21 protein-coding genes are annotated in these 26,502 nt (G+C 62.2%); 5 read left to right on the top strand and 16 right to left on the bottom strand.

What is annotated here, in order from left to right:
- The first annotated feature begins 24 nt into the window (after nucleotides 1-24).
- Nucleotides 25-1,977, top strand: a complete 1,953-nt coding sequence (locus P3T23_RS08885) for an aconitase family protein (RefSeq protein WP_429315809.1) — start codon at nucleotides 25-27, stop codon at nucleotides 1,975-1,977.
- A 97-nt stretch (nucleotides 1,978-2,074) separates the two neighbouring features.
- Nucleotides 2,075-3,535 (top strand): MFS transporter, encoded by a 1,461-nt coding sequence (locus P3T23_RS08880; RefSeq protein WP_429315808.1) that lies wholly within the window; start codon nucleotides 2,075-2,077, stop codon nucleotides 3,533-3,535.
- A 69-nt stretch (nucleotides 3,536-3,604) separates the two neighbouring features.
- On the opposite strand, the gene P3T23_RS08875 is transcribed toward P3T23_RS08880, so the two are convergent.
- The 12 genes from P3T23_RS08875 to P3T23_RS08820 all read right to left on the bottom strand — a co-directional run bounded on the left by P3T23_RS08875 (nucleotide 3,605) and on the right by P3T23_RS08820 (nucleotide 17,607).
- Nucleotides 3,605-4,615 (bottom strand): DUF2891 domain-containing protein, encoded by a 1,011-nt coding sequence (locus tag P3T23_RS08875; RefSeq protein WP_429315807.1) that lies wholly within the window; start codon nucleotides 4,613-4,615, stop codon nucleotides 3,605-3,607.
- Nucleotides 4,616-4,734: 119 nt separating this feature from the next.
- A complete protein-coding gene (locus P3T23_RS08870) occupies nucleotides 4,735-6,042 on the bottom strand; it encodes an NAD(P)/FAD-dependent oxidoreductase (protein WP_429315806.1) in 1,308 nt (435 codons plus the stop codon).
- Nucleotides 6,042-7,334, bottom strand: a complete 1,293-nt coding sequence (locus tag P3T23_RS08865; protein ID WP_429316214.1) for an NAD(P)/FAD-dependent oxidoreductase — start codon at nucleotides 7,332-7,334, stop codon at nucleotides 6,042-6,044. The genes P3T23_RS08870 and P3T23_RS08865 overlap by 1 nt, the downstream gene beginning before the upstream one ends.
- Before the next feature lie 70 nt (nucleotides 7,335-7,404).
- Nucleotides 7,405-8,985, bottom strand: coding sequence for a DUF3138 family protein (locus P3T23_RS08860; protein ID WP_429315805.1), 1,581 nt, complete (start codon nucleotides 8,983-8,985; stop codon nucleotides 7,405-7,407).
- Nucleotides 8,986-9,023: 38 nt separating this feature from the next.
- The gene (locus P3T23_RS08855; RefSeq protein ID WP_429315804.1) at nucleotides 9,024-9,935 is read right to left on the bottom strand and encodes an ABC transporter permease subunit; all 912 of its coding nucleotides are present in this window, start codon (nucleotides 9,933-9,935) and stop codon (nucleotides 9,024-9,026) included.
- The gene (locus P3T23_RS08850) at nucleotides 9,932-10,903 is read right to left on the bottom strand and encodes an ABC transporter permease subunit (protein ID WP_429315803.1); all 972 of its coding nucleotides are present in this window, start codon (nucleotides 10,901-10,903) and stop codon (nucleotides 9,932-9,934) included. The genes P3T23_RS08855 and P3T23_RS08850 overlap by 4 nt, the downstream gene beginning before the upstream one ends.
- Nucleotides 10,900-12,054 (bottom strand): ABC transporter ATP-binding protein, encoded by a 1,155-nt coding sequence (locus P3T23_RS08845; RefSeq protein WP_429315802.1) that lies wholly within the window; start codon nucleotides 12,052-12,054, stop codon nucleotides 10,900-10,902. Before P3T23_RS08845 ends, P3T23_RS08850 begins: the two co-directional genes overlap by 4 nt.
- Before the next feature lie 198 nt (nucleotides 12,055-12,252).
- A complete protein-coding gene (locus P3T23_RS08840) occupies nucleotides 12,253-13,374 on the bottom strand; it encodes a polyamine ABC transporter substrate-binding protein (RefSeq protein ID WP_429315801.1) in 1,122 nt (373 codons plus the stop codon).
- Between the two features lie 72 nt (nucleotides 13,375-13,446).
- Nucleotides 13,447-14,880: an aspartate aminotransferase family protein gene (locus P3T23_RS08835; protein WP_429315800.1), complete on the bottom strand. Its 1,434-nt coding sequence runs from the start codon at nucleotides 14,878-14,880 to the stop codon at nucleotides 13,447-13,449.
- 36 nt (nucleotides 14,881-14,916) lie between these two features.
- Nucleotides 14,917-16,251, bottom strand: coding sequence for a glutamine synthetase family protein (locus P3T23_RS08830; RefSeq protein WP_429315799.1), 1,335 nt, complete (start codon nucleotides 16,249-16,251; stop codon nucleotides 14,917-14,919).
- Nucleotides 16,252-16,295: 44 nt separating this feature from the next.
- Nucleotides 16,296-17,084: a gamma-glutamyl-gamma-aminobutyrate hydrolase family protein gene (locus tag P3T23_RS08825; RefSeq protein ID WP_429315798.1), complete on the bottom strand. Its 789-nt coding sequence runs from the start codon at nucleotides 17,082-17,084 to the stop codon at nucleotides 16,296-16,298.
- A gap of 298 nt (nucleotides 17,085-17,382) precedes the next feature.
- On the bottom strand, nucleotides 17,383-17,607 hold the full coding sequence (locus P3T23_RS08820) for a hypothetical protein (protein WP_429315797.1): 225 nt from the start codon (nucleotides 17,605-17,607) through the stop codon (nucleotides 17,383-17,385).
- 408 nt (nucleotides 17,608-18,015) lie between these two features.
- On the opposite strand from P3T23_RS08820, the gene P3T23_RS08815 reads away from it, so the two are divergent.
- The 3 genes from P3T23_RS08815 (at nucleotide 18,016) to speB (ending at nucleotide 21,241) form a co-directional block, all read left to right on the top strand.
- Nucleotides 18,016-18,567, top strand: a complete 552-nt coding sequence (locus P3T23_RS08815) for a cupin domain-containing protein (protein ID WP_429315796.1) — start codon at nucleotides 18,016-18,018, stop codon at nucleotides 18,565-18,567.
- Between the two features lie 85 nt (nucleotides 18,568-18,652).
- A complete protein-coding gene (locus tag P3T23_RS08810; RefSeq protein ID WP_429315795.1) occupies nucleotides 18,653-20,143 on the top strand; it encodes an aldehyde dehydrogenase in 1,491 nt (496 codons plus the stop codon).
- A gap of 132 nt (nucleotides 20,144-20,275) precedes the next feature.
- Nucleotides 20,276-21,241 (top strand): agmatinase, encoded by a 966-nt coding sequence (speB, locus tag P3T23_RS08805; RefSeq protein WP_429315794.1) that lies wholly within the window; start codon nucleotides 20,276-20,278, stop codon nucleotides 21,239-21,241.
- Between the two features lie 16 nt (nucleotides 21,242-21,257).
- On the opposite strand, the gene P3T23_RS08800 is transcribed toward speB, so the two are convergent.
- From P3T23_RS08800 to P3T23_RS08785, 4 genes are all read right to left on the bottom strand, one after another.
- A complete protein-coding gene (locus tag P3T23_RS08800) occupies nucleotides 21,258-22,448 on the bottom strand; it encodes an MFS transporter (RefSeq protein WP_429315793.1) in 1,191 nt (396 codons plus the stop codon).
- Nucleotides 22,445-22,978: a MarR family winged helix-turn-helix transcriptional regulator gene (locus tag P3T23_RS08795; protein ID WP_429315792.1), complete on the bottom strand. Its 534-nt coding sequence runs from the start codon at nucleotides 22,976-22,978 to the stop codon at nucleotides 22,445-22,447. The genes P3T23_RS08800 and P3T23_RS08795 overlap by 4 nt, the downstream gene beginning before the upstream one ends.
- Nucleotides 22,979-23,066: 88 nt before the next feature.
- Complete coding sequence (locus P3T23_RS08790; protein ID WP_429316213.1) at nucleotides 23,067-23,777, bottom strand: response regulator; 711 nt, start codon at nucleotides 23,775-23,777, stop codon at nucleotides 23,067-23,069.
- A 583-nt stretch (nucleotides 23,778-24,360) separates the two neighbouring features.
- Nucleotides 24,361-24,951 (bottom strand): phosphatase PAP2 family protein, encoded by a 591-nt coding sequence (locus tag P3T23_RS08785; RefSeq protein WP_429315791.1) that lies wholly within the window; start codon nucleotides 24,949-24,951, stop codon nucleotides 24,361-24,363.
- Nucleotides 24,952-26,502 lie beyond the last annotated feature (1,551 nt).

Raw genomic sequence — 26,502 nt, 5'->3', positions numbered from 1 at the left:
AGTGGCTTCAAGGAGAAAAGCCACATGGAAGATACGATTCGCCTCGACGGCCGCGTGCTGTACCTCTCGCGGGATCCCGCTGCCGTCAGGACCCAACTGGCCGGCAAAAACCTGACGCTCGACGCGGCTGGCGCACTGCGCGACAACGTTTCCACCGACGAAATCACCCCGGTTACCGTGATGCTCACGTACGACGAGCGCCTCGGCCAGTTTCCCTACGTCGGTTTCAAGGCGGGCGACCAGTTGCCGATCGGACGCAACGACATCCGCAACGGCGGTTTTCAGGTCACGGTGGCGGGCAAGCGTTACGGCAAGGGGTCGTCGCGCGAATCGAGTCCGCTGGCGGAACTGTCGGCAGGGATCCGGCTCATCGTGGCGGAAAGCTTCGAGCGCATCTATCAGCAGAACTGCGACAACATCGGCATTCTGACGACCACGGATTTCTCGGTGCTCGACCGCCTGATCGCGGGCGAGGCGGTGCCGATCGACGAATTCCTCAAAGGACGCGACGCCCTCACGCAGCAGATCATCCGCAGCGGCGGCCTGCTCGCCTACAGCAAATTCGCCGACTGGCCCGCGCCGCGCGTGCGCAGCGATGTGCACCGCACAGCCGCGAACAGCCAGCCGAAGACACTGGTCGAAAAAATCATCGAGCGCCATCTGCATCCGGGCATCAAGCGGGCTGAACGTGGTGACGGCGTGTTTGTCGCGGCCGACTGGCGTTTCAGTCACGACTACTTCACCGGCATGTGCGCGCATCTGATGCATCGCGCGTTCGGCAAACCGGCGCCACTCTTTGCGCCCGATCACGTGATCGCGTTTCAGGACCATCTGGTGCTTGCCGCACAGAGCATTCCGCACCTGCGCGATGGCCTGTTGCCCGGCGTCGCGAACCTGATGGAAGGGCATACGTCCTTCTCGCGCGACTATCCGGTGCGCTCGCACGGCGCGCTGGATGGCGTGCCGGGTTCGGAAGGCATCTGTCATGCGCTGATGGCCGAACAGTACGCGTTGCCGGGCCAGATCGTGACCGGCACGGATTCGCACACGCCGCATTCCGGCGCGCTCGGTTGCCTCGCGTTCGGTGCGGGCGCAACGGATATCGCCAACAGCTGGGTGACGGGCTACGTGCGCTGCAAGGTGCCGGAGACGCTGCGCATCGAGATCGACGGCACGCTGCGCGCTGGCGTGACAGCGAAGGACGTCGTGCTGTATCTGCTGCAACTCGATTCGATCCGCGCAGGCGGGGCGATCGGCCTCGTGTTCGAATACGGCGGCGCGGCGGTGCGTGCGATGTCGATCGACGAGCGCGCGACGCTCACCAACATGGTCGCCGAACTGGGCGGCTTCACCGGCATCGTCGAGCCGGACGAACAGACCATCGCGTTCCTCAAGGAACGGCGGGGCGTGGATGTCGAACTTGAAGGCTGGATGAAAAGCGATCCGGGCGCGGTGTATCGCGACACGATCCGCCTCGATGCGGGCGCGATCCAGCCGATGCTCGCGCGCCCGGGCGATCCCGGCAACGGGATCCCGGCGCCGCAACTGGAGCGCGACGTCGCCATCGATATCGCTTACGGCGGCTCCTGCACGGCCGGCAAGCGCGAAGACTTCGACTTCTATCACGAGGTGCTGCGCTGGGGCGTCGAGCACGGCTTGTCGGTGCCGGAGGGCACGCGCCTGTTCCTGCAGTTCGGCACGATGGAGGTGCGGCGCTATTGCGAGGAACGCGGGTATCTGCCTGTTTTCGAGCGTGCGGGTGTGACCCTGGTGATGCCGGGTTGCGGATCGTGCGCAAACTGCGGGCCGGCCCAGTCTTCCTCTGCCGATGAAGTCACGATCAGCGCGATCAATCGCAATTTTCCCGGACGGTCGGGGCCGGGCAACGTGTGGCTGGCGAGTCCGTACACGGTCGCGGCCAGTGCGCTGGCTGGAAAAATCGCCACCTTCGAACAATTGAAGAGCGCACACCGCTAGAATGCTGGCCGGGCCTTGTGTCCCGGCCAGCATGTCTGTCGTGGCACGCGTGACATGGGAAGCCGGCACGAGACCGGCCTCACAATGGAGACAACGAATGGCATCCCCCGAACAGGGCGGCAGCGTTGCACGCGCGGCAGCCTCCCGAACGCCTGCCGCGACGGCTGGCGCACAGACCGATACCCGCATCGACGCGGGCAGCATTTCCGCGCGCCTCGACCGCCTTCCGGCGACGCGCTCCATCTGGAAGCTCGTCGTGCTGCTGAGCCTCGGCTTCTTTTTCGAGCTATACGATCTGCTTTACACCGGCTACGTCGCGCCGGGCCTCGTCAAAAGCGGGCTGCTGACCGCGACCACGCATGGTCTGTTCGGCACGACTGGCATCGCGAGTTTCATTGCCGCGCTGTTCTCGGGGCTCTTCATCGGCACGATCGCCTGTGGCTTTCTCGCCGACCGCTTCGGCCGGCGCGCGATCTTCACGTACTCGCTGCTGTGGTACACGGTGGCCAATGTCATCATGGCGTTCCAGCAGACCGCGCCCGGCCTGAATCTCTGGCGCTTCGTGGCAGGCGTCGGCATTGGCGTCGAACTCGTCACGATCGGCACATACATTTCCGAACTGGTGCCGAAGCAGATTCGCGGTCGGGCATTCGCGTGCGAGCAGGCAGTGGGCTTCACCGCAGTGCCCGTGGTTGCGTTTCTTGCCTACCTGCTGGTGCCGCGCGCGCCGTTCGGCCTCGACGGCTGGCGTTGGGTCGTGCTGATCGGCGCGCACGGCGCATTGTTCGTCTGGTGGATCCGCCGTCAGTTGCCTGAGAGCCCACGCTGGCTCGCGCAACAGGGGCGGCTCGACGAAGCGGACCGCGTGATGAGCGTGCTCGAAGCCAAAGTGCAGGCCGAGTACGGCCGTCCGCTGCCGCAGCCGGAAAAGGCGCTGCCTGTGGCCGCCAAAGGCAACTTCCGCGACATGTGGGTGCCGCCGTACCGTTCGCGCACGCTGATGCTGGTGATCTTCAACGTGTTCCAGACCGTCGGCTTCTACGGCTTCGCGAACTGGGTGCCGACGTTGCTGATCAAGCAGGGCATTACGATCACGACGAGCCTGATGTATTCGAGCATCATCGCCATCGCCGCACCGCTTGGGCCGATCATCGGCCTTTTCATCGCCGACCGCTTCGAGCGCAAGACAGTGATCGTCGTGATGGCCGCGGTCAACGTGGTGTGCGGGTTGTGGTTCAGTCAGGTGTCGAATGCGGTGTTGCTGGTCAGCCTCGGTGTGTGCCTGACGCTCGCGGGCAATATCATTTCGTATAGCTACCACGCGTACCAGACCGAACTGTATCCGACGAGTATTCGGGCGAGGGCGGTGGGCTTCGTTTACTCGTGGAGCCGTTTTTCGGCGATATTCACCGCGTTCCTGATCGCCGCCGTGCTGAAGGAATTCGGTTCGACGGGCGTGTTCGTCTTTATTGCCGGTGCGATGCTGATCGTGATGGCCGCGATCGGTCTGCTGGGTCCGCGCACCAAAGGGCGGGCGCTGGAGACGATTTCGCGCTAGCACCCGGTAGCCGCATCGCGCAGCCGGACAGGCGGACGCCCCAGGCTGGGACCGTCCGCCTTTGCTTTGCTACGCTTCCAGCGCAAGCAGCGCAAAGGTCGCGAGCCAATGTTCGCCCATGTAGTCGCCCGCGACGTGCGCGAGTGCCACGCTCAGATGCGTGTCCGCCGCTTCGCGCAGGACGGCGACACGCGCATCGCCATCGGGCAGCGCACGCGCAATCGATCGCTGGCACCACGCGCGGCTCAGATTGAGGCCGTCGAGGTGCGCAATCTTGCCGTCGCTGCGATCGGTGACGGTGGCTGGCAGGAATAGCGTGGCCGGTTCGCGTCGGGCGACGTCAGGCAGGAAACGGCTGAACCACTCGACGAATTCCGTCGGCGGCAACACGCGGCGCATCAACTCGGCTTCTATCAGCGACGGCGACAGGAATTCGTCGCCGGCCGGCTCCCACGCCTGGCACCCCGCGTCACTCAGATACCAGCGCTTCGCCGTTTCGACGATCAGGCCAGCGAGCGAATCGCGTGAGGTCTGGCGCGCGAAGTCGAGCGATAGCGCCAGTGCAAACGCCATGTTGAAGTGCGTGCCGACGCGCAGCGGGTAGGTCGCCTTCGGCAAAAACTCCTCGAAGCGCTCGACGAAGGCCTCCGTGAGCGGTGCGATCGTTTGCGTCCAGCGCTCGGCCTGCGGCAGTTTCATCGACTGCACCTGCGCGGCAAGCGCAAGCAGCCAGGCCCAGCCGTACGGCCGTTCAAAGCCGCGATTGTGGGGCAGATCCAGATACGCACGTTCGCCGGCGACATTGCTGTCCGTGAAATGTGCTTCGACAACGGCGATGATGCGATCCGCCTCAGGCAGGTCGGGATAGCGGTCGATCAGGCGCAGCACGAGCCAGTAGCCGTGCACGCACGAATGCCAGTCGTAGCTGCCGTAAAAGACCGGATGGAGCGCGCGCGGACCCTGCACATCCTGCGCACCGGCAAGCGAGTGGGTGAGCTTGTTCGGATACTCGCGCGTGAGGTGGTCGAGCGCCAGCGCAGCGAATTTCGACGCTATGGCGGAGGTCAGTTGGGTAGTCATTGGCGTATCGTCAGGAAACGGTCCATGAAGGCCTGCGGCAAGCGTCATGCTGCTGCCGCTGGCAGCGAACCATTGTGCCTCGATTGCGCCCTGGTTGTTGTTGTCACACTGGCCGCCGCTCAGAACAGTTCGCGAATCCGGTGATACAGCATGCCGAGTTCGAGCGCCGGGCCGCGAAACGCCGGGCCGCCAGGAAAGCGCGCGTGCCTTAGTTTCGCAAAGAGATCGAAGGCGCCGGTCTCGCCCGCCATCGCCTGCGCGACGACGCGCCCGGCAATGCCGGTCAATGCCACACCATGTCCGGAAAAGCCCTGCACGTAGTAGTAGTTCGAATCGATCGAACCAAAATCCGGCGCGCGATTGCGCGTGACATCGACAAAGCCGCCCCACGCGAATTCGACCTTGACATCGGATAGTTGCGGAAAGACGCCCGTCATCCGTTGGCGGATTTCTTCCCCGAGCTGCACGGGCGATGCGCCGGTGGAACTGGCGCGGCCGCCGAACAGCAGGCGATGGTCGGCGGAGACACGGTAGTAGTCGAGAAAGAAATTGTTGTCGCACACGGCGGCGCGACCCGCTATCAGCGAATTTGCGCGCTCGCGGCCGAGCGGCTCGGTCGCGACGATGTAGGATGCGATCGGCGCGATGCGCGAAGCGACTTCGGCGGGCAGCACGTCGCCGAGTGTTGCATTGCCGCAGGCAGCGACGAAGCGGCAGCGCACTTCTCCCGTCGCGGTGCGGACGACGGGGCGCGAGCCGCGTACCACTTCCAGCACCGGCGAATGCGCAAAGAGCTGCGCGCCTTCAAGCCGCGCCGCATCGGCGAGACCGAGGCAGTATTTGAGCGGGTGCAGATGGCCCGAAAGCGGATCGTAGACGCCCGCGAGATAGTTGCGCGACGCAATGCGCGCGCGTATCGCGTCGGTGTCGAGCCATGACAGATTCCCATAGCCCCAGCGGGACGAAGCGGCCTCCATCCACGCGCGCAGATCCGGCACGCGCTTGGGCTTCGTCGCAACGGCCAGATAGCCGGGCGTGAAATTGCAGTCGATGCCGTAGCGCGCGATTCGTTCGCGCACGAGCGCCACGCCTTCGACCGACATGGCCCACGCGGCGCGCGCGCCGTCGAGGCCGAGCTGTTTTTCAATGACTTCATCTTTCGCGAAACCGACGAGCGTCTGGCCACCATTGCGTCCCGATGCGCCCCAGCCCGGACGATGCGCGTCGACGACGATCACCGACATGCCGCGAGCCCGGCATTCGAGCGCAACGGAAAGGCCCGCAAAACCCGCGCCGATCACACAGACGTCGGCTTCGTGGATGCCATCGAGCATCGGGTCGTCCGCGTGCGGCCGGCTGGCTGTCGCTTCGTAGTAAGAGTCGCGCGCGAGTGCGTCGGCGCGGCGGTCGAGACTGTCGTTGGTCATCACAGCAGGTCCTTCATCCGATACCAGGCCATCGCGAGCACGAGGGCAGGGGTACGCAGTGTATCGCCACCGGGGAAATCGCGGTGCGGGATCTTGCCGAAGAGATCGAAGCGAGCCGCCTGCCCGTCGATCGCTTCGGCGATCAGCTTGCCCGCGAGCCCCGTCGTGTTGACGCCGTGCCCCGAGAAGCCCTGCGCGAAGTAGACGGTGGGCGAAAGGCGTCCGAAATGCGGCGCCCGATTCATCGTGATGTCGACAAAACCGCCCCATGCGTAGTCGATTTTGACATCGGCGAGTTGCGGGAAGGTCTTCAGCATGTCGCCGCGCATGGCCTGCGCGAGATTTCGCGGCGCGAGCTTCGAGTAACTGACCTTGCCGCCCCACAGCAGACGGCGATCCTTCGATGGCCGGAAATAGTCGAGCACGAAACGGCTGTCGCAGACCGCAGCCTGCGCGGGCATCAAGGCGTTGGCGCGCACTTCATCGAGCGGCTCGGTCGCCACGACGTAGGTGCCGACCGGCATGATCTTGCGCGCGACGGCGGGCGCAAGCGAGCCGAGATACGTATTGCATGCAAGCACAACGAACTTCGCATGCACTTTGCCGCGGGCGGTTTCGACGACGTGCCGCCCACCTTCGGCGCGCAGTGTGGTGACGCAGCTGTCTTCGAAGACGCGCGCGCCAGCAGCGACGGCGGCGCGAGCGAGCCCGAGCGTGTAATTGAGCGGATGAAGATGACCGCTGTCCGGGTCGAACAATCCGCCCAGGTAGCGCGACGATTGCACATAGTGCGGCATCGCGTTGCCGTCCACGTACTGAAAGCGGTCGTAGCCGAAGCGCTTTGCGGCTTCGTCGCGCCATTGCTGCAACGCTTCGACGTCCCGCGGCTTGTTCGCCGCAGTGAGGTAACCGGGGGTCAGCGCGCAGTCGATCTGGTGTTTCGCGACCCGCTCCCGGACGATATCGAGTGTTTCCAGGCCCATATCCCAGACGCGTTTTACGTCGTCGGCGGGCAGGTACTTCGCGAAGGTATCGATGTCGCACGCGAAGCCGCCGATCAACTGGCCGCCGTTGCGACCGCTCGCGGCCCAGCCGACCTTCGATGCTTCGAGCACCGCGACGGAATGGCCGCGTTCAGCGAGATTGAGCGCGGCGGAGATGCCGGTCAGGCCGGCGCCGATCACGCAGACGTCCACCGTGATGGAATCGTCGAGCGCTGGATGGCGGGTTGTGTCGTTGACGGTGGCCGCGTAGTACGACGCGGCATGGGGCTGATTCGAAAGCCTGAGCATAGGCAGGAAGGGCAGGGTTGGCCGAAACATCACGCCCTGAACAGCAGGCGCGATGTTTCGGCGTGCAGCGTTAGAACGAGTAGATGAACTGCGTGGCGAGCAGGTCGTTGGACTTGCCGTACGAGCCGTCGTTACGCAGGAACACCCTGTTGTTGGCCCAGTCGTGGCGATATTCCACCTTGACCTGGATCTGCTGGGTCGGATAGAACAACAGATCGAGTGCTACGTCCTGACGGTTCGCGCCCTTGCATTCGAAGCCGAGGCCGCCGTTCGCCTGCGAGTTCGCAAGACAGTCAGCACCGATGCCGAAGCCGTTGGCGGTATCCATGCCGTTCGAGTTCAGCGCGATGCCACCGCCACCGCCGCCGTTCTTGCTGTCGCCGAGGTAGTCATAGCGCAGCGTTGCACCCATCCGCCCGATGCCATCGATGTTGAACTTGCGGTGGGCGAGCAGCGAGATGCCGTACCACTGTGCCTGGCCGCCGTTGAAGGCCGCATGGTCCTGCTGACCGTAGTCGACTTCGGCGTTGTACTGCACGTCCGCCAATGTATACGTGAGGTCGACCTCGCCGAACAGGAACGTGCCGTAAGCGCTCGGCGCCTGGCCGCCGACACCGAATGCGGTAGTGTTCGTCGCCGCGTTGAACGCGCTCGGCAGCGTCTGCCGGCCAATGTTGAACGAGCCGCCGATATCCAGGGCACTCGACCACGTGTAGTCCGTCCGCGCCGTGAACGTCGGCACCTTGTTGCTGGTCGTGATCGGGTCGCCCAACGCATTGACACCCGTCTGCGTGATCGAGCCGAACGTGCGGTACTGCTCGTTGCCGAGGAAGAACTTCGAAGCCCAGTTACCCTTCGTGTAGTTGGCACCGATACCGACGTAGCTGCCCGGATCGGAGAAGTCATACAGCAGGTTGTGCGTCAGCGTCAGCATCTGGTTGGACTGCTGCACTTCGTAGCCGCCGAAGCTCGGGATCAAACCGGCGACGAAGGTCGCTTCCGCCGTCATCGGCACGTTGACCACGGCCGTGTTCAGGATGTTGTTGCCGATCTGGCCGTGCGAATTCTGCAGCAACGTGATGCCGTTGCCGCGGTTCGGCATCAGCGTGACTTCCGCCGACGGCGCCATCGGGCCTACGCCGAAGGTCTTCTTGATGTCGAGGTAGAGGTCGCCGAACGTGCTGTTGTAGTAGGTGTAGACGTTTTCGTGGTTCGCGAACAGGAACGACGAGGAGCTTTGCGCACGGTTGTAGACGTAGGTCGGATCGATATAGCCCGTCACCGAAAGACCTGCGATCGGCCCGGTGTTGGCCGCATCTTCAAGCGAATCGACCTTCAACTGCTGGTTCGCGATCTGCTGCTTCATCGCCGTGACGTCGTCGTTGGTCAGCGTGGCCTGAGCCTTGCCGTAGTCAGGCGAAGTGACGTCCACCGGCGCTGCCGCGACCGGCGCGGCGACAGGCGCCACCGGGGCCGCCGCGGTTGCGGCAGCCTTCGGCCTGGTGGCTACTTCCGCGCGCAGTTGCTTCACTTCTTTTTGCAGTGCGTGGAGTTCCTCCTGCAGCGCCTTGATCTGGTCGCTAGTGGCATCTGCCATGGCAAGGCCAGGCAGACTCCCCGCCACTAGCAGACAGATGAGTTTCTTTCTCATGCAAATTTCTCCTTGTTGGTCGTATTGCAAAGAACTTCTTATGCTTTTGCCGTATCTAGTGATTGCCGTACGGTGGCGGGTTGCGGTACTGCGGGACTGGCATCGGCCGGTTCGGCCTGGGCGAAGGCCATCTGCATGTCACGGGTGCGCTTGCGCTCGCGGGCCAGCATCCACTTGTTGACGGCGATCACCCCGATCGTCACCGCAGCAATAAAGATGGTTGCAAGGGCATTCATTTCAGGATTCAGGCCGAGACGCACGCGCGAGAAGACGACGAGCGGCAGCGTCGTGGAGCCGGGGCCGGAGAGGAACGCGGACAGCACGAGGTCATCGATCGACAGCGTGAAGGACAGCAGCCAGCCCGACATCAGCGCCTGCGAGATCAGCGGCAGTGTGATCAGGAAAAACACCTTGAGCGGCGTGGCGCCAAGATCGAGCGCAGCCTCCTCGAGCGACCGGTTCATCTCCTTGACACGCGACTGCACGATGATCGCCACGTAGGACACGCACAGCATCACGTGGCCGATCCAGATCGTCAGCACGCCGCGGCCTCTTGGCCAGCCGAGCATCTGTTCAAGCGCGACGAACAGCAGCAGCAGCGAGATGCCCTGGATCACCTCGGGAATCACGAGCGGCGCGTTGATCATCCCGGCGAAGAACGTAAAGCCGCGAAACCTGCCGAAGCGCGCGAGCACGAAGCCCGCCCAGGTGCCGATCACGACCGACGCACACGCGGTCAGCAAGCCGATCTTGAGCGACAGCCAGGCGGCGGTCAGCAGTTCATCGTCCTGCAGCAGCGCCGCGTACCATTTCAGCGAGAAGCCCGACCAGACCGTGACGAGTTTCGATTCATTGAACGAATAGACGATGAGGCTGATGATCGGGATGTAAAGAAACAGGAACCCGAGCGTCAGCACACCGGCGGAAAGGGGTTTGTTTGGCTTGATCATTTTGCGCCCTCCAGCTCTTTCACCTGGTAGTACTGGAAGACGGCCATCGGCACCAGCAGCAGCAACACCATCGCCACCGTCACCGCGGAAGCCATTGGCCAGTCCATGTTGTTAAAGAACTCATCCCACATCACGCGGCCGATCATCAGCGTGTCGGCGCCACCCAGTAGCTCAGGAATCACGTACTCGCCCACCGCCGGGATGAACACCAGCAGGCTGCCCGCGATGATGCCGTTCTTCGACAGCGGCAACGTAATGCGGGTAAAGGCGGTCCATGGCTTCGCGCCGAGGTCGTACGCGGCTTCGAGCAGCGTCAGGTCCATCTTCACGAGGTGCGCGTAAAGCGGCATCACCATGAACGGCAGGTACGAATAGACCATGCCGATATAGACGCCAATATCAGTGTGGTACAGCCGCAACGGCGAGTGGATCAGGCCGATGGAGATCAGTGTGTGATTGAGCAGACCGTCGTCTTTCAGAATGCCGATCCACGCATAGACGCGGATCAGGAACGACGTCCAGAACGGCAGCATCACACCCATCATCAGCAGGTTGCGTGTCTGCGGTTCCGAGCGCGCGATGTAGTACGCAATCGGGTAGCCGATCAGCAGGCAGCAGATGGTTGAGACCGCGGCCATCTTCAGCGAACTGATATAGGTCGCGATATACAGGTCGTCCTGCAGCAGGAACAGGTAGTGACTCAGCTGGATGGCGAAATGCACGACGCCGTCCTTGATGGTCACGAGCTCCGAGTAGGGCGGAATGCCCATGCGCAGATCGGCGAAGCTGATCTTCAGCACGAGCACGAACGGTAACGCGAAGAACACCGTCAGCCACAGGAAAGGCACGCCGATGACGCTCGTGCGGCCAGAGGGCACGCAGCGCGAGAAAAACGCGCGCAGCGCGACGAAGCGCGGATTCGCGGGGGCTGCACCAGGCAGCACGGAGGTGGGGGCAGGCGTTCTCATTGCGTCAGCACCACGCCGCTTGCGGGCGACCAGGAGACGAAGACATCGTCGTTGTAGGCGGGCGCACCTTCGTTCATCAGGTACGAACTGGAGAGATTCGACATCACGGTCTTGCCGCTGGGCAGGCGCACGTGATAGAGCGAATAGCTGCCCATGTAGGCGACATCGGAGACCACGCCGCGCGCCCAGTTGTGCGGCGAGGCGGGACGCTCGCGCGACACCCTGACGCGCTCCGGGCGCACCGAGATGCCCACCGGCATGCCAAGCGGCCCGGTGATGCCGTGGCTCACGTACATGCGCGTTTCGAGGTCTTCGCTTTCGACGAAGATGTGATCAGGCTCGTCTTCCACGACGAAGCCCTCGAACAGATTGGTCGAGCCGATGAATTCGGCCGAGAAGCGGCTGTTCGGAAATTCATAGACCTGGCTGGGCGAGCCGATCTGCACGATGCGGCCTTCGCTCATGACGGCGAGGCGGCTGGCCATCGTCATCGCTTCTTCCTGATCGTGCGTGACCATCACGCAGGTGACATCGACCTTCTCGATAATGTTGACCAGTTCGAGCTGGGTCTTCTGGCGGATCTTCTTGTCGAGCGCGGACATCGGTTCGTCGAGCAGCAGCAGCTTCGGCCGCTTGACCAGCGAACGCGCGAGCGCGACGCGCTGCTGCTGTCCGCCCGACAGCTGATGCGGCTTGCGCTGCGCGTATTTGCTCATCTGCACGAGGTGGAGCGCGTCGGCGACACGCTCCCGGATCTCGTTCTTCGGCGTGCCTTCCTGCTTGAGGCCGAACGCCACGTTGGCTTCGACGCTCATGTGCGGAAACAGCGCGTACGACTGGAACATCATGTTCACGGGCCGTCGGTAGGGCGGCAGCGAGGCAAGGTCTTCGCCATCGACGAAGATCTTGCCGGAGGTCGCGGTCTCCAGTCCCGCGAGCATGCGCAGCAGGGTCGACTTGCCGCAACCGGAGCTGCCGAGCAGCGCGAAGAGTTCGTTCTTCGCGATCGTCAGGTTGACGTTGTCGACAGCGGTGCTGTCGCCGAATTTCTTCACGACGTTTTCGATGCGGACGAATTCGTCCGGCTTCTTTGCCGTCGCGGCCGTGTTGCGGGCCACCGGGGTGGCGCTGAGAGTGGGCGTCGAGTTCATGATGGTGCCATTCCTTGCGGATCGCAGGCGTAAGCGTCCCCGTGCGAGGCGCGGGAGGCGGCTCACAAAGGTTCGCGGCGATCGGGAAACAGGGGGACTGCGCGTTTAACGGCGCAGGCTGACTGCGATAAAGCTTGCTTCGATCGGTACAGGGGTCAAGCGACCCCTGTACCGGGGATATCCGTGTTGTTGAGGCGGTTAGTGACCCGTCTTCAGTTGGGCCCAGAGGCGGTTTTCAAGCCGCAGGATGTCGGTCGGCATCGGCTTCATCAGCGTCATCTTGCCGAGCACGTCATCCGGCGGATAAACGGTCTGGTCCTGTGCGACGGCCGGCGTCACGAACTGGCGTGCGGCCAGGTTCGCCGTCGGATAGAACACTTCGTTCGTGATCTCCGAGTTGACCTTGGCATCTTCGATGTAGTTGATCCACTTCATCGCCGCTTCCGGATGCGGTGCATCCTTCGGCACGACCATCACGTCGAACCACAGCAGCCCGCCTTCCTTCACGTTCGAGAATTTGACTTCGTACGAGCGCTTGGCTTCCATCGAGCGGCGTCGGGCGATACCGACGTCGCCTGACCAGCCCACCGCGACGCAGATGTCGTTGTTCGCCAGGTCATTGATGTAGCCCGACGAATTGAACTGGGTGATGTACGGGCGGACTTTCTTCAGCACCTCGAAGGCGGCCTGATAGTCGCCCGGGTTCGTGCTGTTCGGATCCTTGTGCATGTACTGCAGCACCGCGGCGAACACGTCGACGGCCTGATCGAGGAAGGACACGCCGCAACCCTTGAGCTTCGACAGATTGGCGGGATCGAAGACGAGTGCCCAGCTGTCCACCGGCGCATTCGCGCCGAGCGCTTTCTGCACGGCCTGCACGTTGTAGCCGATACCGTCCGTGCCGTAGGCCCAGGGCACGCCGTACTGGTTGCCCGGATCGGCGTCGGTGATCATCTTCATCAGAACCGGATTGAGGTTCTTGAGGTTCGGCATTTGCGACTTGTCGAGCTTCTGGTAGACACCGGCCTGAATCTGCTTGGCCATGTAGTTCGACGTCGGCACGACGATGTCATAGCCCGAGCTGCCTGCCAGCAGCTTGGCCTGCAACGTGTCGTCGCTGTCGTAGTTGTCGTACTTGACCTTGATGCCGGTCTGCTTCTCGAAGTTCGGAATCGTGTCCTTGGCGATGTAATCCGACCAGTTGTACACGTTCAGTTCGGTGTCCGCCGCCAGTGCCGGAGTAGCGGACAGCGCCGACAGACCCGTCATGGCGAGAAGAGCGGCCCCCGCGACCGCGTGACGAAGATGACAAACGCTCATGCTTTTTTCCCCTGAAGGTAAGGTCCGGCATGAGCGCGTGTCGCCACGCGCCCGCACCGGTAAGGACTGCCGTTATGAAAGGCCGAGTTGTTGTGCGGTCGCGTCGATGGCCTTTTTCGCCTTCGAGACGATTTCATCGATTTCTTCCTTCGTGACCACGAGCGGCGGCGACAGCAGCATCCGGTCGCCGGTGGCGCGCATGATCAGGTTGCCGTTGAAGCAGAAGTCGCGGCAGATCGTCCCGACCTCGCCACCGTTTTCGAAGCGCGCGCGTGTTTTCGGATCCTTCGCGAGCTGGATGCCGGCGACGAGTCCCACGCCGGAGATATCGCCGACGATCGGGTGATTGGCGAACGTCTCGCGCAGGCGCTTCTGGAAGTAAGGACCGGTCTCGTTCTTCACGCGCTCGATGATCTTTTCGTCGCGCAGGAGCTTCAGGTTCGCGACCGCGACCGCAGCCGCAACCGGGTGACCGGAGTAGGTGAGGCCGTGATTGAAGTCGCCGTTTTCGATGATCGCTCTCGCCACGCGATCGTGCAGGCCGACGGCGCCCATCGGCACATAGCCGCTCGTCAGCCCCTTGGCCATCGTGATCAGGTCGGGTTCGAAGCCGAAGTGCTGATGGGCGAACCATTCGCCGGTGCGGCCGAAGCCGCCGATCACTTCGTCGGCGACGAGCAGGATGTCGTACTTGCGGCAGATGCGCTGGATTTCCGGCCAGTACGTCGATGGCGGGAAGATCACGCCGCCCGCTCCCTGGAAAGGCTCACCGATGAAGGCCGCAACGTTCTCCGGCCCGAGTTCGAGGATCTCGGTCTCCAGTTGCCGCGCGCGCTCGAGGCCGAACTCTTCCGGCGTCCTGTCGCCGCCTTCGCCGAACCAGTAGGGCTGGTCGATATGCACGATGTGCTCGACCTGCGACGGCATCTGTTCGTGCATGTAGCCCATGCCGCCGAGCGAGCCGCCGGCGATCGTCGAGCCGTGATAGCCGTTCTTGCGCGAGATCACATACTTCTTCAGCTTCTTGCCCTGCGTGGCCCAGTACTGATGGACGATGCGCAGCACGGTGTCGTTGCCTTCCGAGCCGCTGTTGCAGTAGAAGAAGTGGTTGAACGGCGCGGGCGCCAGTTCCGCGAGCAGGGCGGACAGTTCGATGACGGGCGGATGGGTCGTCTTGAAGAACGTGTTGTAGAACGGCAGCTCCTGCAACTGCTTATAGGCGGCGTCGGCGAGTTCCTTGCGGCCGTAGCCGACGTTCACGCACCACAGGCCCGCCATGCCGTCGATGATCTTGTTGCCGTCCGAATCCCACAGATAGACGCCTTGCGCCTTCACGATCACGCGGCTGCCGGCCCGATTGAGCGATCCCATGTCCGAGAACGGATGGATGTGGTGCGCGGCATCGAGCGCGCGATACTCGGCGGTGCTGCGTCGTGGCGCGACCTGCGCGCTCCCCGCTGGCTGCGCGGGTTGTACGTATGCGACTTCTTCTGTTCTGTAGCTCATGTTGCCTCCAGTTGTTCTGCCTTTGCGGGTGCCGTCTTAAACGTGCAGCAGCAAATGCCTGCGTTCCCACGAACTGATCACGCGGAAGAACGCTTCATACTCGGTTTCTTTCAGGGCGAGGTAGGCCTTGACGAACTTGTCACCGAGCATCTCGGCCATCGGTTCGCAGGCGCCCATCAACGTCAGACCCTCTTCGAGATTGCGCGGCAGTTGATACGGCAGTTCGTAGCCATCGCTGATCAGCGGCTCGGTCGGTTTGAGGCGCTGCGTCATGCCGAGATAGCCCGCGGCAAGCGTCGCGGCAATCGCCAGATACGGATTGCAGTCCACGCCGGGGATGCGGTTTTCAATGCGGCGCGCCTGCGGGCCGGAATGCGGAATCCGGAAGCCGACCGTACGATTGTCGTAACCCCATTGCACATTGATCGGCGCGGCCATGAAGCGCGACAGCCGGCGGTACGAGTTGATATAGGGCGCGAAAATCGGCATCAACGCAGGCGTGTACTTCTGCAGGCCGGCGATGTAGCCGTCGAACAGCTCGGTCGGCTTGCCGTCTGCGCCGGTGAAAAGGTTATGGCCGGTTTCTTCATCCACGAGGCTCTGGTGCACGTGCATGGCCGAACCCGGCTCGCCTTCCATCGGCTTGGCCATGAACGTCGCATACATCTTGTGGCGCAGCGCGGCTTCGCGCACAGTGCGCTTGAAGAGGAACACGCGGTCGGCCAGATTGAGCGGGTCGCCATGCATGAAGTTGATTTCCATCTGCGCGGCGCCGACTTCATGAATCAGCGTGTCGACTTCCAGTTCCTGGATATCGCAGTACTCGTAGATGTCTTCGAAGAGCGGATCGAATTCGTTGACGGCTTCGATCGAATACGCCTGACGTCCCGTTTCCGGACGGCCTGTCCGGCCGATCGGCGGTTGCAGTGGCAGATCCGGATCCTTGTTCATGTCGACCAGGTAGAACTCCAGCTCCGGCGCGACAACCGGCTTCCAGCCCTTGGCCTTGTACATTTCGAGCACGCGGCGCAGGACGCGGCGCGGCGAGATGGCGACGGGCGTGCCGTCGAAGTGGACGCAGTCGTGGATCACCTGGGCGGTGGGGTCGACGGCCCACGGAATGATGCGGATCGTCGACGGGTCGGGTACGCAAACCATGTCGGGATCGGTGACGCCGGTCAGGGTGCCATCTTCCGGATAGTCACCCGTTACGGTCTGGATCATCACCGCTTGCGGCAGGCGCATGGATTCGCCGGATTCGAACTTGCTGCGCGGAATGATCTTGCCGCGTGCGATCCCGGCCATGTCGGGAATGATTGCTTCGATCTCGGTGATGCGGTGTTTCTTCAGAAACTCGTCGATGTCATGCATGATTTTCTCTCTATTGTTTGCGCGGCTGGTCTTGACTGTGTCGTTCACAGCGCCGCGGCGGATGCCGCGGCAAGACCAGCCCTGATGCGCATTCGATCGCGGCAGGCTGCGCCGAACGCCTGAAAGATCGCGGTGGACAGCGCGTCGTCGGCATGCTTCCACTCGGGGTGCCACTGCACACCCAGGGCGAAAGCACGGGCCTCCTTGACGCTGACCGCTTCGATCAAGCCATCCGGCGCGGTGGCTTCGATCACGAGACCGTCGCCCAGCCGCTCGACGCCCTGCCCATGCAGCGAATTCACCCGAGCCTCATTCGCGCCCGCTGCGAGGCGCTGCAGCAAGCCGCCTTCGGTCAGCTGGATTGAATGGGAAGGTGAGTACTGCACGGCCAGTTCGTCGTCCTTGTTCTCGCGGTGGTCGTTAAAGCCCTCCACTGCGTGAACGCTTTGATGCAGCGTCCCGCCGAACACGACGTTCATTTCCTGAAAACCACGGCAGATGGCCAGCACCGGTACACCGGCTTCGATGGCTGCGCGCATCAGCGGCAAGGTCGTCGCATCGCGTGCGGCGTCGTGCAGCGTGCCGGGTGCGCTCGCGTCGCCGCCATAGTGATACGGCTCCACGTTCGAATAGCTGCCGGTGAACAGCAGGCCATCGACCGCCGCGAGAATATCCGCGGCGGATTGCTTCGCGCCGAGTGCGGGCAACAGCATGGCCAGTGCGTCCGAACCGTCGACGATCGCGGCGATGTACTTTTCGCCGACCACGTGCGACGCATGTGCACCCATCATCGTTCTGTCGGCGCTGACGCCGACCAATGGTTTTGTTTGCATGACTAACAGAAAGCTGACAATCGTATTGGGTCACCGCGGGACGCGGCGGAAACAGCGTGACGTACGCGCGGCACGGTTGCGCAGCTAGCGCCTGGCGCAAAGCCGCAACGTGGTGCAGGCGTGCGACGGTCGTCAGCGGACCGCGCCGCGCGTGGCGATCAGATAAGCGGTTCGATCCGGTCCGCTGCGTGGCGCGCCTTGCGCGAGGCGTGCAAATTGCGCAGGCAATATGCGGCCAGACGCAGGCACGATGCGCGTACGCAAACGGATGAATCGAACCGCTAGAGAGGGAGAGGACCTACGGCAGCAATGACGCGACTTCGTCCGTACGGACGGCAATGAAGGCGCGTGCTGAAATGGCGTTGTGACGTCGAACGGAGCGGCGGGAAAGGATCGTGTAGACGGACAGAAACCGGCGAAACGCAAGGCTGCCGTTGCTGCCGTCGGCGATGGTACGGTCAGCGCGAAGACACCTCGCACGCTGACTTTTTTCCCACCTAACCAAAGGGCCTCGGACTCTCACGATTACACTCGACTGGGCGACGTTGAAAGTATTGAACGCCTCGTTCGATGAAACGCGTACAGCGTTTAAAGAAACGGGACATTGAACATCCGTTCATGCCGTTGCGAACCCAACTTCGCTGCGCTCCGGAAGCTGTTGCCTGGTTCCGTTACACCGGTATGACGGTGACCTGTAGTTCAGGATATACGAGCCAAAAAGGCCGTCAAATCATTTTTAAAAAAGCTTGATCAGGGCTTTCCCCTAGCGTGCACCCGAAGCTGGCGCTGCAGGAATGAGGCATGCTAAGGAAATATTTCGATTGGCTTTCAGGGGTTTTTCCGTACTGCGCCCGAGTTAAAGTGATTAGAATATTCAACACTCGCGCATCACACAGCAGCAGACCCTTCAACCTGTCTCGAGAGTTGATCGATGTCCATCGAAGTAGCGGCCCGTCTTCAGTACATCCGTAAGAAGAATGGTCTTTCTCAACGCGAGCTGGCCAAGCGCGCGGGCGTCACGAACGGCACGATCTCGCTGATCGAACAGAACCGGGTGAGTCCTTCCGTCGGGTCGCTGAAAAAGCTGCTCGAATGCATACCGATGAGTCTCGCGGAGTTTTTCACGTTCGAGATCGAGGCCGACCGGTCGATCGTGTCGCGCCGCGCCGAAATGCCCAATCTCGGCACGGAGTCGATCGAGTTCTATCTCGCGGCCTCGAGCGTGAAGGACCGCAACATGTGCATCATGCGCGAGGTCTATCAACCGCTCTCCGATACCGGACCGGAGATGTTGCAGCACACAGGACACGAGGGCGGCGTAGTCGTCAGCGGTCAACTCGAACTGACCGTCGACGGCACGACGTGGCTGCTCGACCCCGGCGACAGCTATTACTTCGAAAGCCGTTTGCCGCATCGCTTTCGCAATCCCAGCGCGGAGCAGGTCTGCGAGGTCGTGTCCGCGAATTCACCGCCAAGCTTCTGACGCCGCGCCCCTGCGTCCGACGCGAACGCCGGGCCGCCGCCCGGCTCTACATCGACGTCGGTCGCCTAACAATTGAGGCATCCTGATGGAAAAGAAAACGCTTGCTTACTGGAAAGACAAAGCCGCAACGCTCTCGATCGAAGGCCGTGCGTTTATCGACGGCGAGTATCGCGACGCGCAATCGGGGGGCACGTTCGACTGCGTGAGCCCGATCGACGGCAAGGTGCTGGTCAAGGTCGCGGATAGCGGCGCGGCGGACATCGACGCCGCCGTAGCGGCCGCACGCCGCGCATTCGACGCGCGTGTATGGGCAGGCCTGAATCCGCGTGCGCGCAAGGCAATCCTGCTGCGCTGGGCGGGGCTCATCCGTGAACATCTCGATGAGCTGTCGCTGCTCGAAACGCTCGATGCCGGCAAGCCGATCGGCGATACGACATCGGTCGATGTGCCGGGCGCAGCCTATTGCGTCGAATGGTTCGCCGAGGCCATCGACAAGGTCGGCGGCGAGGTCGTGCCGAGCGATGATCATCTGGTCGGCCTCGTGACGCGTGAGCCGATCGGCGTCGTGGCGGCGGTTGTGCCGTGGAATTTCCCGATCCTGATGGCATCGTGGAAATTCGGTCCTGCACTGGCGGCGGGTAACAGCGTGGTGTTGAAGCCTTCGGAGAAGTCGCCGCTTACGGCGATCCGTCTTGCGCAACTGGCGCTCGAAGCTGGCATTCCGCGAGGCGTGTTCAACGTCGTGCCGGGCGGCGGCGAGCCGGGCAAGCTGCTGGCATTGCATCAGGACGTCGACTGTCTGGCGTTTACGGGTTCGACGAACGTCGGCAAGCTCATCATGCAGTACGCGGGGCAATCGAACCTGAAGCGGGTGTGGCTCGAACTCGGTGGCAAGTCGCCGAATATCGTCATGCCCGACTGTCCCGATCTGGACCGCGCGGCGAATGCCGCTGCGGGCGCGATTTTCTACAACATGGGAGAGATGTGCACCGCGGGTTCGCGCCTGCTCGTGCATCGCGACATCAAGGACGTTTTCCTCGGCAAGCTCGTCGCCGCGGCGCGCAGCTATACGCCGGGCAATCCGCTCGATCCGGGCACGTCGATGGGAGCCATCGTCGACCAGGTTCAGCTCGATCGTGTGCTGGGTTACATCGAAGCGGGCCGCGCCGAAGCGAAGCTGTTGCTGGGTGGCGGCCGTGTGACGCCGGAAGCGGGCGGCTTCTATATCGAGCCGACTATCTTCGACACGAAGGCCGATTCGAAGATCGCGCGCGAAGAGATCTTCGGGCCCGTGTTGTCGGTGATCACGTTCGATACGGTCGAGGAGGCCGTGAAGATCGCCAACGACAGCGACTACGGTCTGGCCGCCGCCGTCTGGACCTCGAACCTGACCACGGCGCATGAAGTCGCACGCAGCCTGCGCGCGGGCACGGTATGGGTCAACTGCTATGACGAGGGAGGCGACATGAACTTCCCGTTTGGCGGCTACAAACAATCGGGTAACGGCCGTGACAAGTCGTTGCACGCACTGGAGAAGTACACCGAGCTGAAGTCTACGCTGGTGCGGCTGCGCTAAAGGATTCGCAAGCCAGCGCGACGGCACACCTTGTCCGTGCCGTCGCGTTCCCAATGAATCCGACGCCGTGCGACACGCGCACAACCCAGGACACTCCGCGTGCGTTGCCGGCATGTTCCATCAGGTCATCCCATGACTGAACTTCTCTATGGCGACGGTGCAATCCGCCGTCCGTCCCTCTACGGGTCTTCGATCGAAAACACCTATGCAGGCGTACTTTCGTTCATGCGACGCAAGTACACACGCGAACTCGATGGCGTGGATGTCGTTGTGTCGGGCGTGCCGCTCGATGTCGCCACGACTTTCCGCTCCGGCGCGCGTCTTGGCCCATCGGCGGTGCGCGCGGCGAGCGTGCAGCTTGCCGAGCTGCATCCGTATCCGTGGGGCTTCAACCCCTTCGACGATCTTGCCGTGACCGACTACGGCGACTGCTGGTTCGACGCTCACAATCCGCTGTCGATCAAGCCGGCGATCATCGAACACGCACGCACCATTCTGCGTTCGAACGCGAAGATGCTGACGTTCGGCGGCGACCACTACATCACATATCCGCTGCTGGTGGCGCATGCGGAGAAGTACGGCAAGCCCTTGTCGCTAATCCACTTCGACGCGCATTGCGATACGTGGGCCGATGACAATCCGGACAGCCTGAATCACGGCACGATGTTCTACAAGGCCGTCAAGGAAGGGCTGATCGATCCGAAGACGTCGGTGCAGGTCGGCATCCGCACGTGGAACGAGGACTTTCTCGGCATCAACATTCTCGATGCGGCATGGGTGCATGATCATGGACCGCGCGCTGCGGTCGAGCGGATTGTGTCGATTGTCGGTGACCGGCCCACGTATCTGACGTTCGATATCGACTGCCTCGACCCGGCTTTCGCGCCGGGAACGGGCACGCCGGTGGCGGGCGGTCTGTCGTCTGCACAGGGTCTTTCGATTGTGCGTGGGCTCAGTGCGGTGAACCTCGTGGGCGCGGATGTCGTCGAAGTGGCGCCGGCATACGACCAGAGCGACATCACGGCGATCGCTGCAGCGCACATCGCATGTGATCTGCTGTGCATGTGGCGGCAGCGCAAGGTAGCTGCATCACGCTAGTAGCATCACGTCGGCGTCAGCCCGCGGACGACTGTGCCGCAGGCTGACGCCGACCCTGACGGATCCCGAGTGCATACACGGTGACGGCGCCGCTGATCAGCGCGAGTTGCCACATCAGCATGTCGCTGCCTAGCGCCTTCATCGCGAAGCCGGCCACGAGCGGTCCGACGATGGAACTCGCCGTGAACGCGAGCGAGATCAGCCGCATGCTGCGCGCCAGCGTCGCCTTGTCGCCGGCCGCCCCCGCATACATGCCTAGCGTCAGCAGTGCGGCGTTCATGCCGCCTAGCAGCAGCGCACTTGCAACAAGCCACGCGGATGACGGCGCGGCGAATGTGAACGCGAGGATCGCCAGCGTATCGGCCGCACCGAACGCGATCACCGTTGCCGTCAAGCCGAGCCGGTCGGCGAGCCAGCCGACCGGATACTGGCAGGCCATCGCGCCGATGCCAAAGAGCATCAGCAGCGTTGAAGTCTGCGAGCTGGTCAATCCACGTCCGCTGGCGAAGAGCGGAAAGAGTCCATAGAGTGCGCCGTCCGCGAGACCAGCAACGGCCCCGACGACCATGCCCAGCGCAACCAGCGGGCCAACGGAGATTGATGCCCCTTGCGCGCGGGCGGGTTGCGGCCGGGTTGCGGCTTCGGCCGGCCTGTCGCTGCGCGTGAGGCACAGCGGAATCGCCGCGGCGAGCGTGAACGCCGCGCCGCTCATGAAGGTGATCTGTCCGCTGGCCCCGCACCATACTGCGAGTCCCGGCGCTACGACACCGGCTGTCGCGATCAGCGCTTCATGAAAACCGACGACACGTCCGCTCGATTCGGGCGGCACGAGCCGATATAGCCATGTTTCGTTGGCGATCCAGCGTAGTCCGATGCCCAGGCCGAGCAGTGCGCCGGGAGCGATCCAGAGCGGCCACCACAGCATGCCCATGCTGACGAAGGCGAGAATCGACGCGGCGAGCCCGATCAGTACCGTCCGTTTCGAGCCGATCCGCTCCACAAGGACGGGGGCCGCGAGCAGGCCCGCAAGGATGCCGGCCCACTGCGCGGCAGAAAAGAGACCGGCGCGCGGCGCGTCGAGACCCTGGTGCGCGAGCCATACCGGCAGCACGACGAAGCCCATGCCGAACTGACCGATCTGCGACAGCGTCGAGACGGCTGTCAGCGCCGCAATGGCGTGCCACCGGGTAGGGGCGGGCGAGGTCATGATCCGCTCCGCTGCGGCATCGGCAATCCCTGGTCGCGGCATTCGACAGGACAGCCGGCCTTGAGACACGGTCCTTCGTCGCACAGGCGGCAGAGTTGCATGGCATGCGATGCGTCGCGCGTTTCGTGCCAGAGGATCTTGATCAGCAGGTTTTCGAGTACCTGGTGTTCGGCTTCGTCCAGATGGCCGACGACGCGCTTTAGCATGCGTTCGCGCGCGAGCCGCATGCTGTTCACTTCGCGCTTTCCAGCCGCGGTGAGGACAAGCGCAACCGAACGTTTATCCGGACCAGGCTTTTTCTTGACGAGACCGGCGTCGACCAGCCCCGCGACTGCGCGAACTGCGGCAGGATGGGACAGATCGACAGCATCGCGCAGCAGTTCGATAGACGAATCGGGGTACATGCCGACCGCGTTGAGCATTGCGCGGACGGTCGGGCCGCCCAAGGCGGGAATCGCTGGCTGAGCGTTCAGTTCGTCGGTGACGAGAAGGGCGAGGACACCCAGGAGATTTTCTGTGCGCTGCGTCATGGCGATACCTCAACATGTGCATCGTGCATATATGCATAATGCACATGTCTGGGCGAAAGCGCAAGATGTTGCCCGCCCACACTCGAATTCAGATTTCGTTCGGTGGCGGGCCGGGAGGGAGCGTGGGCGTGTCGCCTGGGCCCGATGGGCCGGTTGAGATAATCAGGCCGGTTTCATTGGCAAACCGGAACAGATCCGCGTTGCGCTCGATGCCGAGCTTGCGCATCGCCGTCTTTTTTTGCGCACTGACGGTCTGCTTGGCGCGACTCAATACTCCCGCGATCTCGTTGATAGACAGGCCGGACAGGTAGAGTCGTATCACCTCGGTTTCGCGCGGGGTCAACTGCCGGACGCGGTCCGTCGTGGCGCGACCATGGCGGATCCGCAATGTCTGCTGCGCCGCGCAGGGTGAAAAATACGACGCGCCCGCGTACACGGCATAGATTGCGTAAACCAGATGCGCGACTTCACTGACCTTGTTGAGCACGGCCTGGATGCCGAGCTTCGAGACCTCGCTGACAATCGCCGCATTGTCGATGGTCGTGAATACGATGATTTTCAGGGCTGGATAGTGGCGCCGCAAAAAAGACAGGAGTGTCATCCCGTCGCCGTACGCGCCGCCAGGCATCGCGTAGTCGGTGACGAGTATGTCGCACGGCGTGCGGTCCAGCAGTTCGATGATTTCGGTTGAGTTGCGAGCGGTGCCGACGATGTCGATCGTTGGAATTCCGGCCAGTTCGTGCTTGATCCCGGCAAGTACCGCTGGGTGGTCGTCCGCCAGCGCGAGCTTGATCGTCATGGTTGACATATTCAGGATTCCGATAGAGGAATTTGCTGCGTCGATGCGCAGTACGCCTGGAATTTATCCTACTAGCGGGCGTGGGAATGTCGGACATGTCAGAAACGATGTCGCCCGGGATACGCTGGGTTCTGGTGTGATAAGCAGGGGGCTTTCCGTTTTTCACGGTGGAGGGGGGGTGATGAGGTGTTGCCATCGACTCGATGCCGCAGGGTGTTCCGGAACAGGCGCAGGGACGTTTCGAGCCTGCGGGGCGCCCCGTACTGAAGGGCGATGGTTGCGTCGGTTGATTGCGGCAGCTTCACTCCGGCTGCTAACCGGAAGTAAAAGCGTAAGTTCGCGGCCGGTTATGCGAGTTCGCGAGGTGAATTCACAATTGTTAAGCTTGTCGTCGAGACATATTGTTGTCCAGACGATAATTTAATCAATATTTAACGGATGGATGGAGCCGATCGACAGCATCCTGTCCCGCTTGTCCTGTTCGGAATGCGTGACGTCCGTGATATCGGGTAAGGGTCATCAGAGTATTTAAATCCATACCGCTCATGAATTTTCGATAGGCGCTTACGCAGCGAGCAACGGATCAGAACCGGCCAAAAAAGTCGGCCAGCACACCGCTGCAGATGCCAGGAGAATAGTCCTCGATCATGGCCTGAAAGGGCGCGTGATGTCCGTACGCCAGGGTTGTCACGAGCGATAACCCGATAGCGGCAACCGCAGGCCGGAACAGCTTGACGTCAGAGCGTGTCAGCGAGCGTATGAACAAGGCCGCAACCGCGGCACCCAGAAGCCAACCCGCGATGACTTCCGGAACGGTATGCGCATGGTCAAAAAGACGGGCGATGGCAGTGAGCGCGCCGATCAGGAGACCACACGCGGCTCCGGCGAGCACGCGGCTTCCCGCTCCCCGGCAAAGCAGCGCGATGGTGACCGTCCAGACGGCCGTTGACAGGGTGGAGTGACCGCTAATCACGCGAAACCCGATCGCAGAGATTTCGATGCCGCAGCCGGCGTACAGGATCTTCGTCACTCCGACGAGCGCCATGCCTGCCGCCAGAAGCAGCGTCCAGCGCATCGCGAGCGCGCGATCCGAGAGCGCGAGCCAGACGGCGCAGGTCATGGCGACGGGAATGGTCAACGCGGCATCGCCCACGTTGCTGATTGCGTTCCACATAGGGTATTGACAGGAGCGGAGATAAACAGAGCAGTTTAGCGCATGGGCACGAGGCGGCGCTCGCTCGCCCGCGTCGAAATCTCGTTCGAGGATTTCGGTGGTTCGGTTTGAGTCAAGATAAAGTTTGCATGCCTAACCATGCAGGTTGAAAATTCGCCGGTAGAGGCCGCTTTCTGGCACGATTCGATGTGACGGGACGGTAGCCTTCAATCAATCTGCAGAGGTCCGCGCGCGCGATAGTCCGCCGGCGCTGCGTTCTTACGTTGGCTCGCACTATCCGTGAACTTCCGACGCGAGCCAACCGGCATCCCGGATACCCCGCGACCTTGCCGGGCTATCGCGTTGTCACCGCTGTTCTGGATGTTTGGAACCGCAAACGCTACCGGAGTTGATGAGAAAATCCGCGGCGCGGAGACTAGCATGATGTCACTTTCAAATTTGAAATAATCAAATTGACTCTAATAAATCTTATAAGTGACGGGCAGGGTGCGATAGTATCAGTGAATGTAAGTAACGATTTCGCCAAGCATGGATCTTGCGGCCCTCTGAATCCAGACGACAGGGCAGGCGTAATTTGAAATAGTGGAAGGTACTGTTTCATAAGCAGTATCAAGTACAGCTGGCAGACACATTGGGTGAGACGTTTCAGGGCGGTGTATGAGGGCTTGCGAGTCGGGTGGCGCGACGCTTTTGTCATCTGGGACGGGGTGTTTGGCGCAGGGCTGTCTATGCAACGACGCCGCACTTGCATCGTGAACGGATGCGCATAGAAGCGTGAGGCGGCAGAGTCACGTTGTCTGAGTTGCGTGAATCATTGATCGTGAGTGCGATTCCTGCCTGAACAGGCGCGCATCGGCGAAAAATCGACACCTGTCAGGCGCGCCGAGTCTTAGCAGAAGATCAGGGTAAATCCAATGTTAAATCCTGAAAAAATGACCTTGACAACGCATCGGAAAAAGTAAAACTAAGCAACATACTTGCCGGGTTGGAATTTCGACGAGGACGTTGGAAATGAACCAGACGGGAATGATGTCTCCTTGGGGGCTTGCCGCGAAGCTTGCCGGCGCTATGTCCGTAGTGGAGATGTTCTCGTTGCCACAGTCATGCTCGCGAGTGGCAGGTGTTCCTGTTGCATTGTTCGCATGGATCACAGCCAGTGTGTCCCAGTACAGTCTTCGATCCGCATTACCGGCGCGGTTGTTACCCGCCTTCGCAGTGTCCCCATTCTACTTTTGCAAACGCAGATACCTGTTCATTCAGGCGTTACTGTGTGCACCTGCAGTGTTGTCGTCTTTAATCGCGCGACGCGAGCAAGGGAAGTCGACCCTCACCGGCGCTGAGCGAGCGTTCATCACGGCCACCATGCACGGTGCCGTGACGAAGGTCAGCGGGCCCACGACTGGTCGGATTCCACTTTAAGCGAGGGTTATATGGCTAATGCAACTGCAAGTTCGTCGGCTGGGTTGGGCGTTTACTCGGAAGTCGGGCAATTGCACAAGGTGATGGTATGCGCGCCGGGCCTGGCGCATTCGCGCCTCACGCCGAGCAATT

The sequence above is a fragment of the Paraburkholderia sp. GAS448 genome, from assembly GCF_050435685.1.
Taxonomy (GTDB): domain Bacteria; phylum Pseudomonadota; class Gammaproteobacteria; order Burkholderiales; family Burkholderiaceae; genus Paraburkholderia.
The sequence above is the reverse complement of the archived record's forward strand: the minus strand, read 5'-3'. Positions and strand labels throughout refer to the sequence as shown.

What these genes read in the sequence shown, in the direction of transcription:
- P3T23_RS08815 (WP_429315796.1), top strand. Translation starts at nt 18,016, where the DNA reads ATGTCCATCGAAGTAGCGGCCCGTCTTCAGTACATCCGTAAGAAGAAT.
- P3T23_RS08870 (WP_429315806.1), bottom strand. Translation starts at nt 6,042, where the DNA reads ATGACCAACGACAGTCTCGACCGCCGCGCCGACGCACTCGCGCGCGAC.
- P3T23_RS08795 (WP_429315792.1), bottom strand. Translation starts at nt 22,978, where the DNA reads ATGACGCAGCGCACAGAAAATCTCCTGGGTGTCCTCGCCCTTCTCGTC.
- P3T23_RS08880 (WP_429315808.1), top strand. Translation starts at nt 2,075, where the DNA reads ATGGCATCCCCCGAACAGGGCGGCAGCGTTGCACGCGCGGCAGCCTCC.
- P3T23_RS08835 (WP_429315800.1), bottom strand. Translation starts at nt 14,880, where the DNA reads ATGAGCTACAGAACAGAAGAAGTCGCATACGTACAACCCGCGCAGCCA.
- P3T23_RS08810 (WP_429315795.1), top strand. Translation starts at nt 18,653, where the DNA reads ATGGAAAAGAAAACGCTTGCTTACTGGAAAGACAAAGCCGCAACGCTC.
- P3T23_RS08875 (WP_429315807.1), bottom strand. Translation starts at nt 4,615, where the DNA reads ATGACTACCCAACTGACCTCCGCCATAGCGTCGAAATTCGCTGCGCTG.
- P3T23_RS08885 (WP_429315809.1), top strand. Translation starts at nt 25, where the DNA reads ATGGAAGATACGATTCGCCTCGACGGCCGCGTGCTGTACCTCTCGCGG.
- speB (WP_429315794.1), top strand. Translation starts at nt 20,276, where the DNA reads ATGACTGAACTTCTCTATGGCGACGGTGCAATCCGCCGTCCGTCCCTC.
- P3T23_RS08840 (WP_429315801.1), bottom strand. Translation starts at nt 13,374, where the DNA reads ATGAGCGTTTGTCATCTTCGTCACGCGGTCGCGGGGGCCGCTCTTCTC.
- P3T23_RS08825 (WP_429315798.1), bottom strand. Translation starts at nt 17,084, where the DNA reads ATGCAAACAAAACCATTGGTCGGCGTCAGCGCCGACAGAACGATGATG.
- P3T23_RS08830 (WP_429315799.1), bottom strand. Translation starts at nt 16,251, where the DNA reads ATGCATGACATCGACGAGTTTCTGAAGAAACACCGCATCACCGAGATC.
- P3T23_RS08790 (WP_429316213.1), bottom strand. Translation starts at nt 23,777, where the DNA reads ATGACGATCAAGCTCGCGCTGGCGGACGACCACCCAGCGGTACTTGCC.
- P3T23_RS08865 (WP_429316214.1), bottom strand. Translation starts at nt 7,334, where the DNA reads ATGCTCAGGCTTTCGAATCAGCCCCATGCCGCGTCGTACTACGCGGCC.
- P3T23_RS08845 (WP_429315802.1), bottom strand. Translation starts at nt 12,054, where the DNA reads ATGAACTCGACGCCCACTCTCAGCGCCACCCCGGTGGCCCGCAACACG.
- P3T23_RS08855 (WP_429315804.1), bottom strand. Translation starts at nt 9,935, where the DNA reads ATGATCAAGCCAAACAAACCCCTTTCCGCCGGTGTGCTGACGCTCGGG.
- P3T23_RS08785 (WP_429315791.1), bottom strand. Translation starts at nt 24,951, where the DNA reads ATGTGGAACGCAATCAGCAACGTGGGCGATGCCGCGTTGACCATTCCC.
- P3T23_RS08850 (WP_429315803.1), bottom strand. Translation starts at nt 10,903, where the DNA reads ATGAGAACGCCTGCCCCCACCTCCGTGCTGCCTGGTGCAGCCCCCGCG.
- P3T23_RS08800 (WP_429315793.1), bottom strand. Translation starts at nt 22,448, where the DNA reads ATGACCTCGCCCGCCCCTACCCGGTGGCACGCCATTGCGGCGCTGACA.
- P3T23_RS08860 (WP_429315805.1), bottom strand. Translation starts at nt 8,985, where the DNA reads ATGAGAAAGAAACTCATCTGTCTGCTAGTGGCGGGGAGTCTGCCTGGC.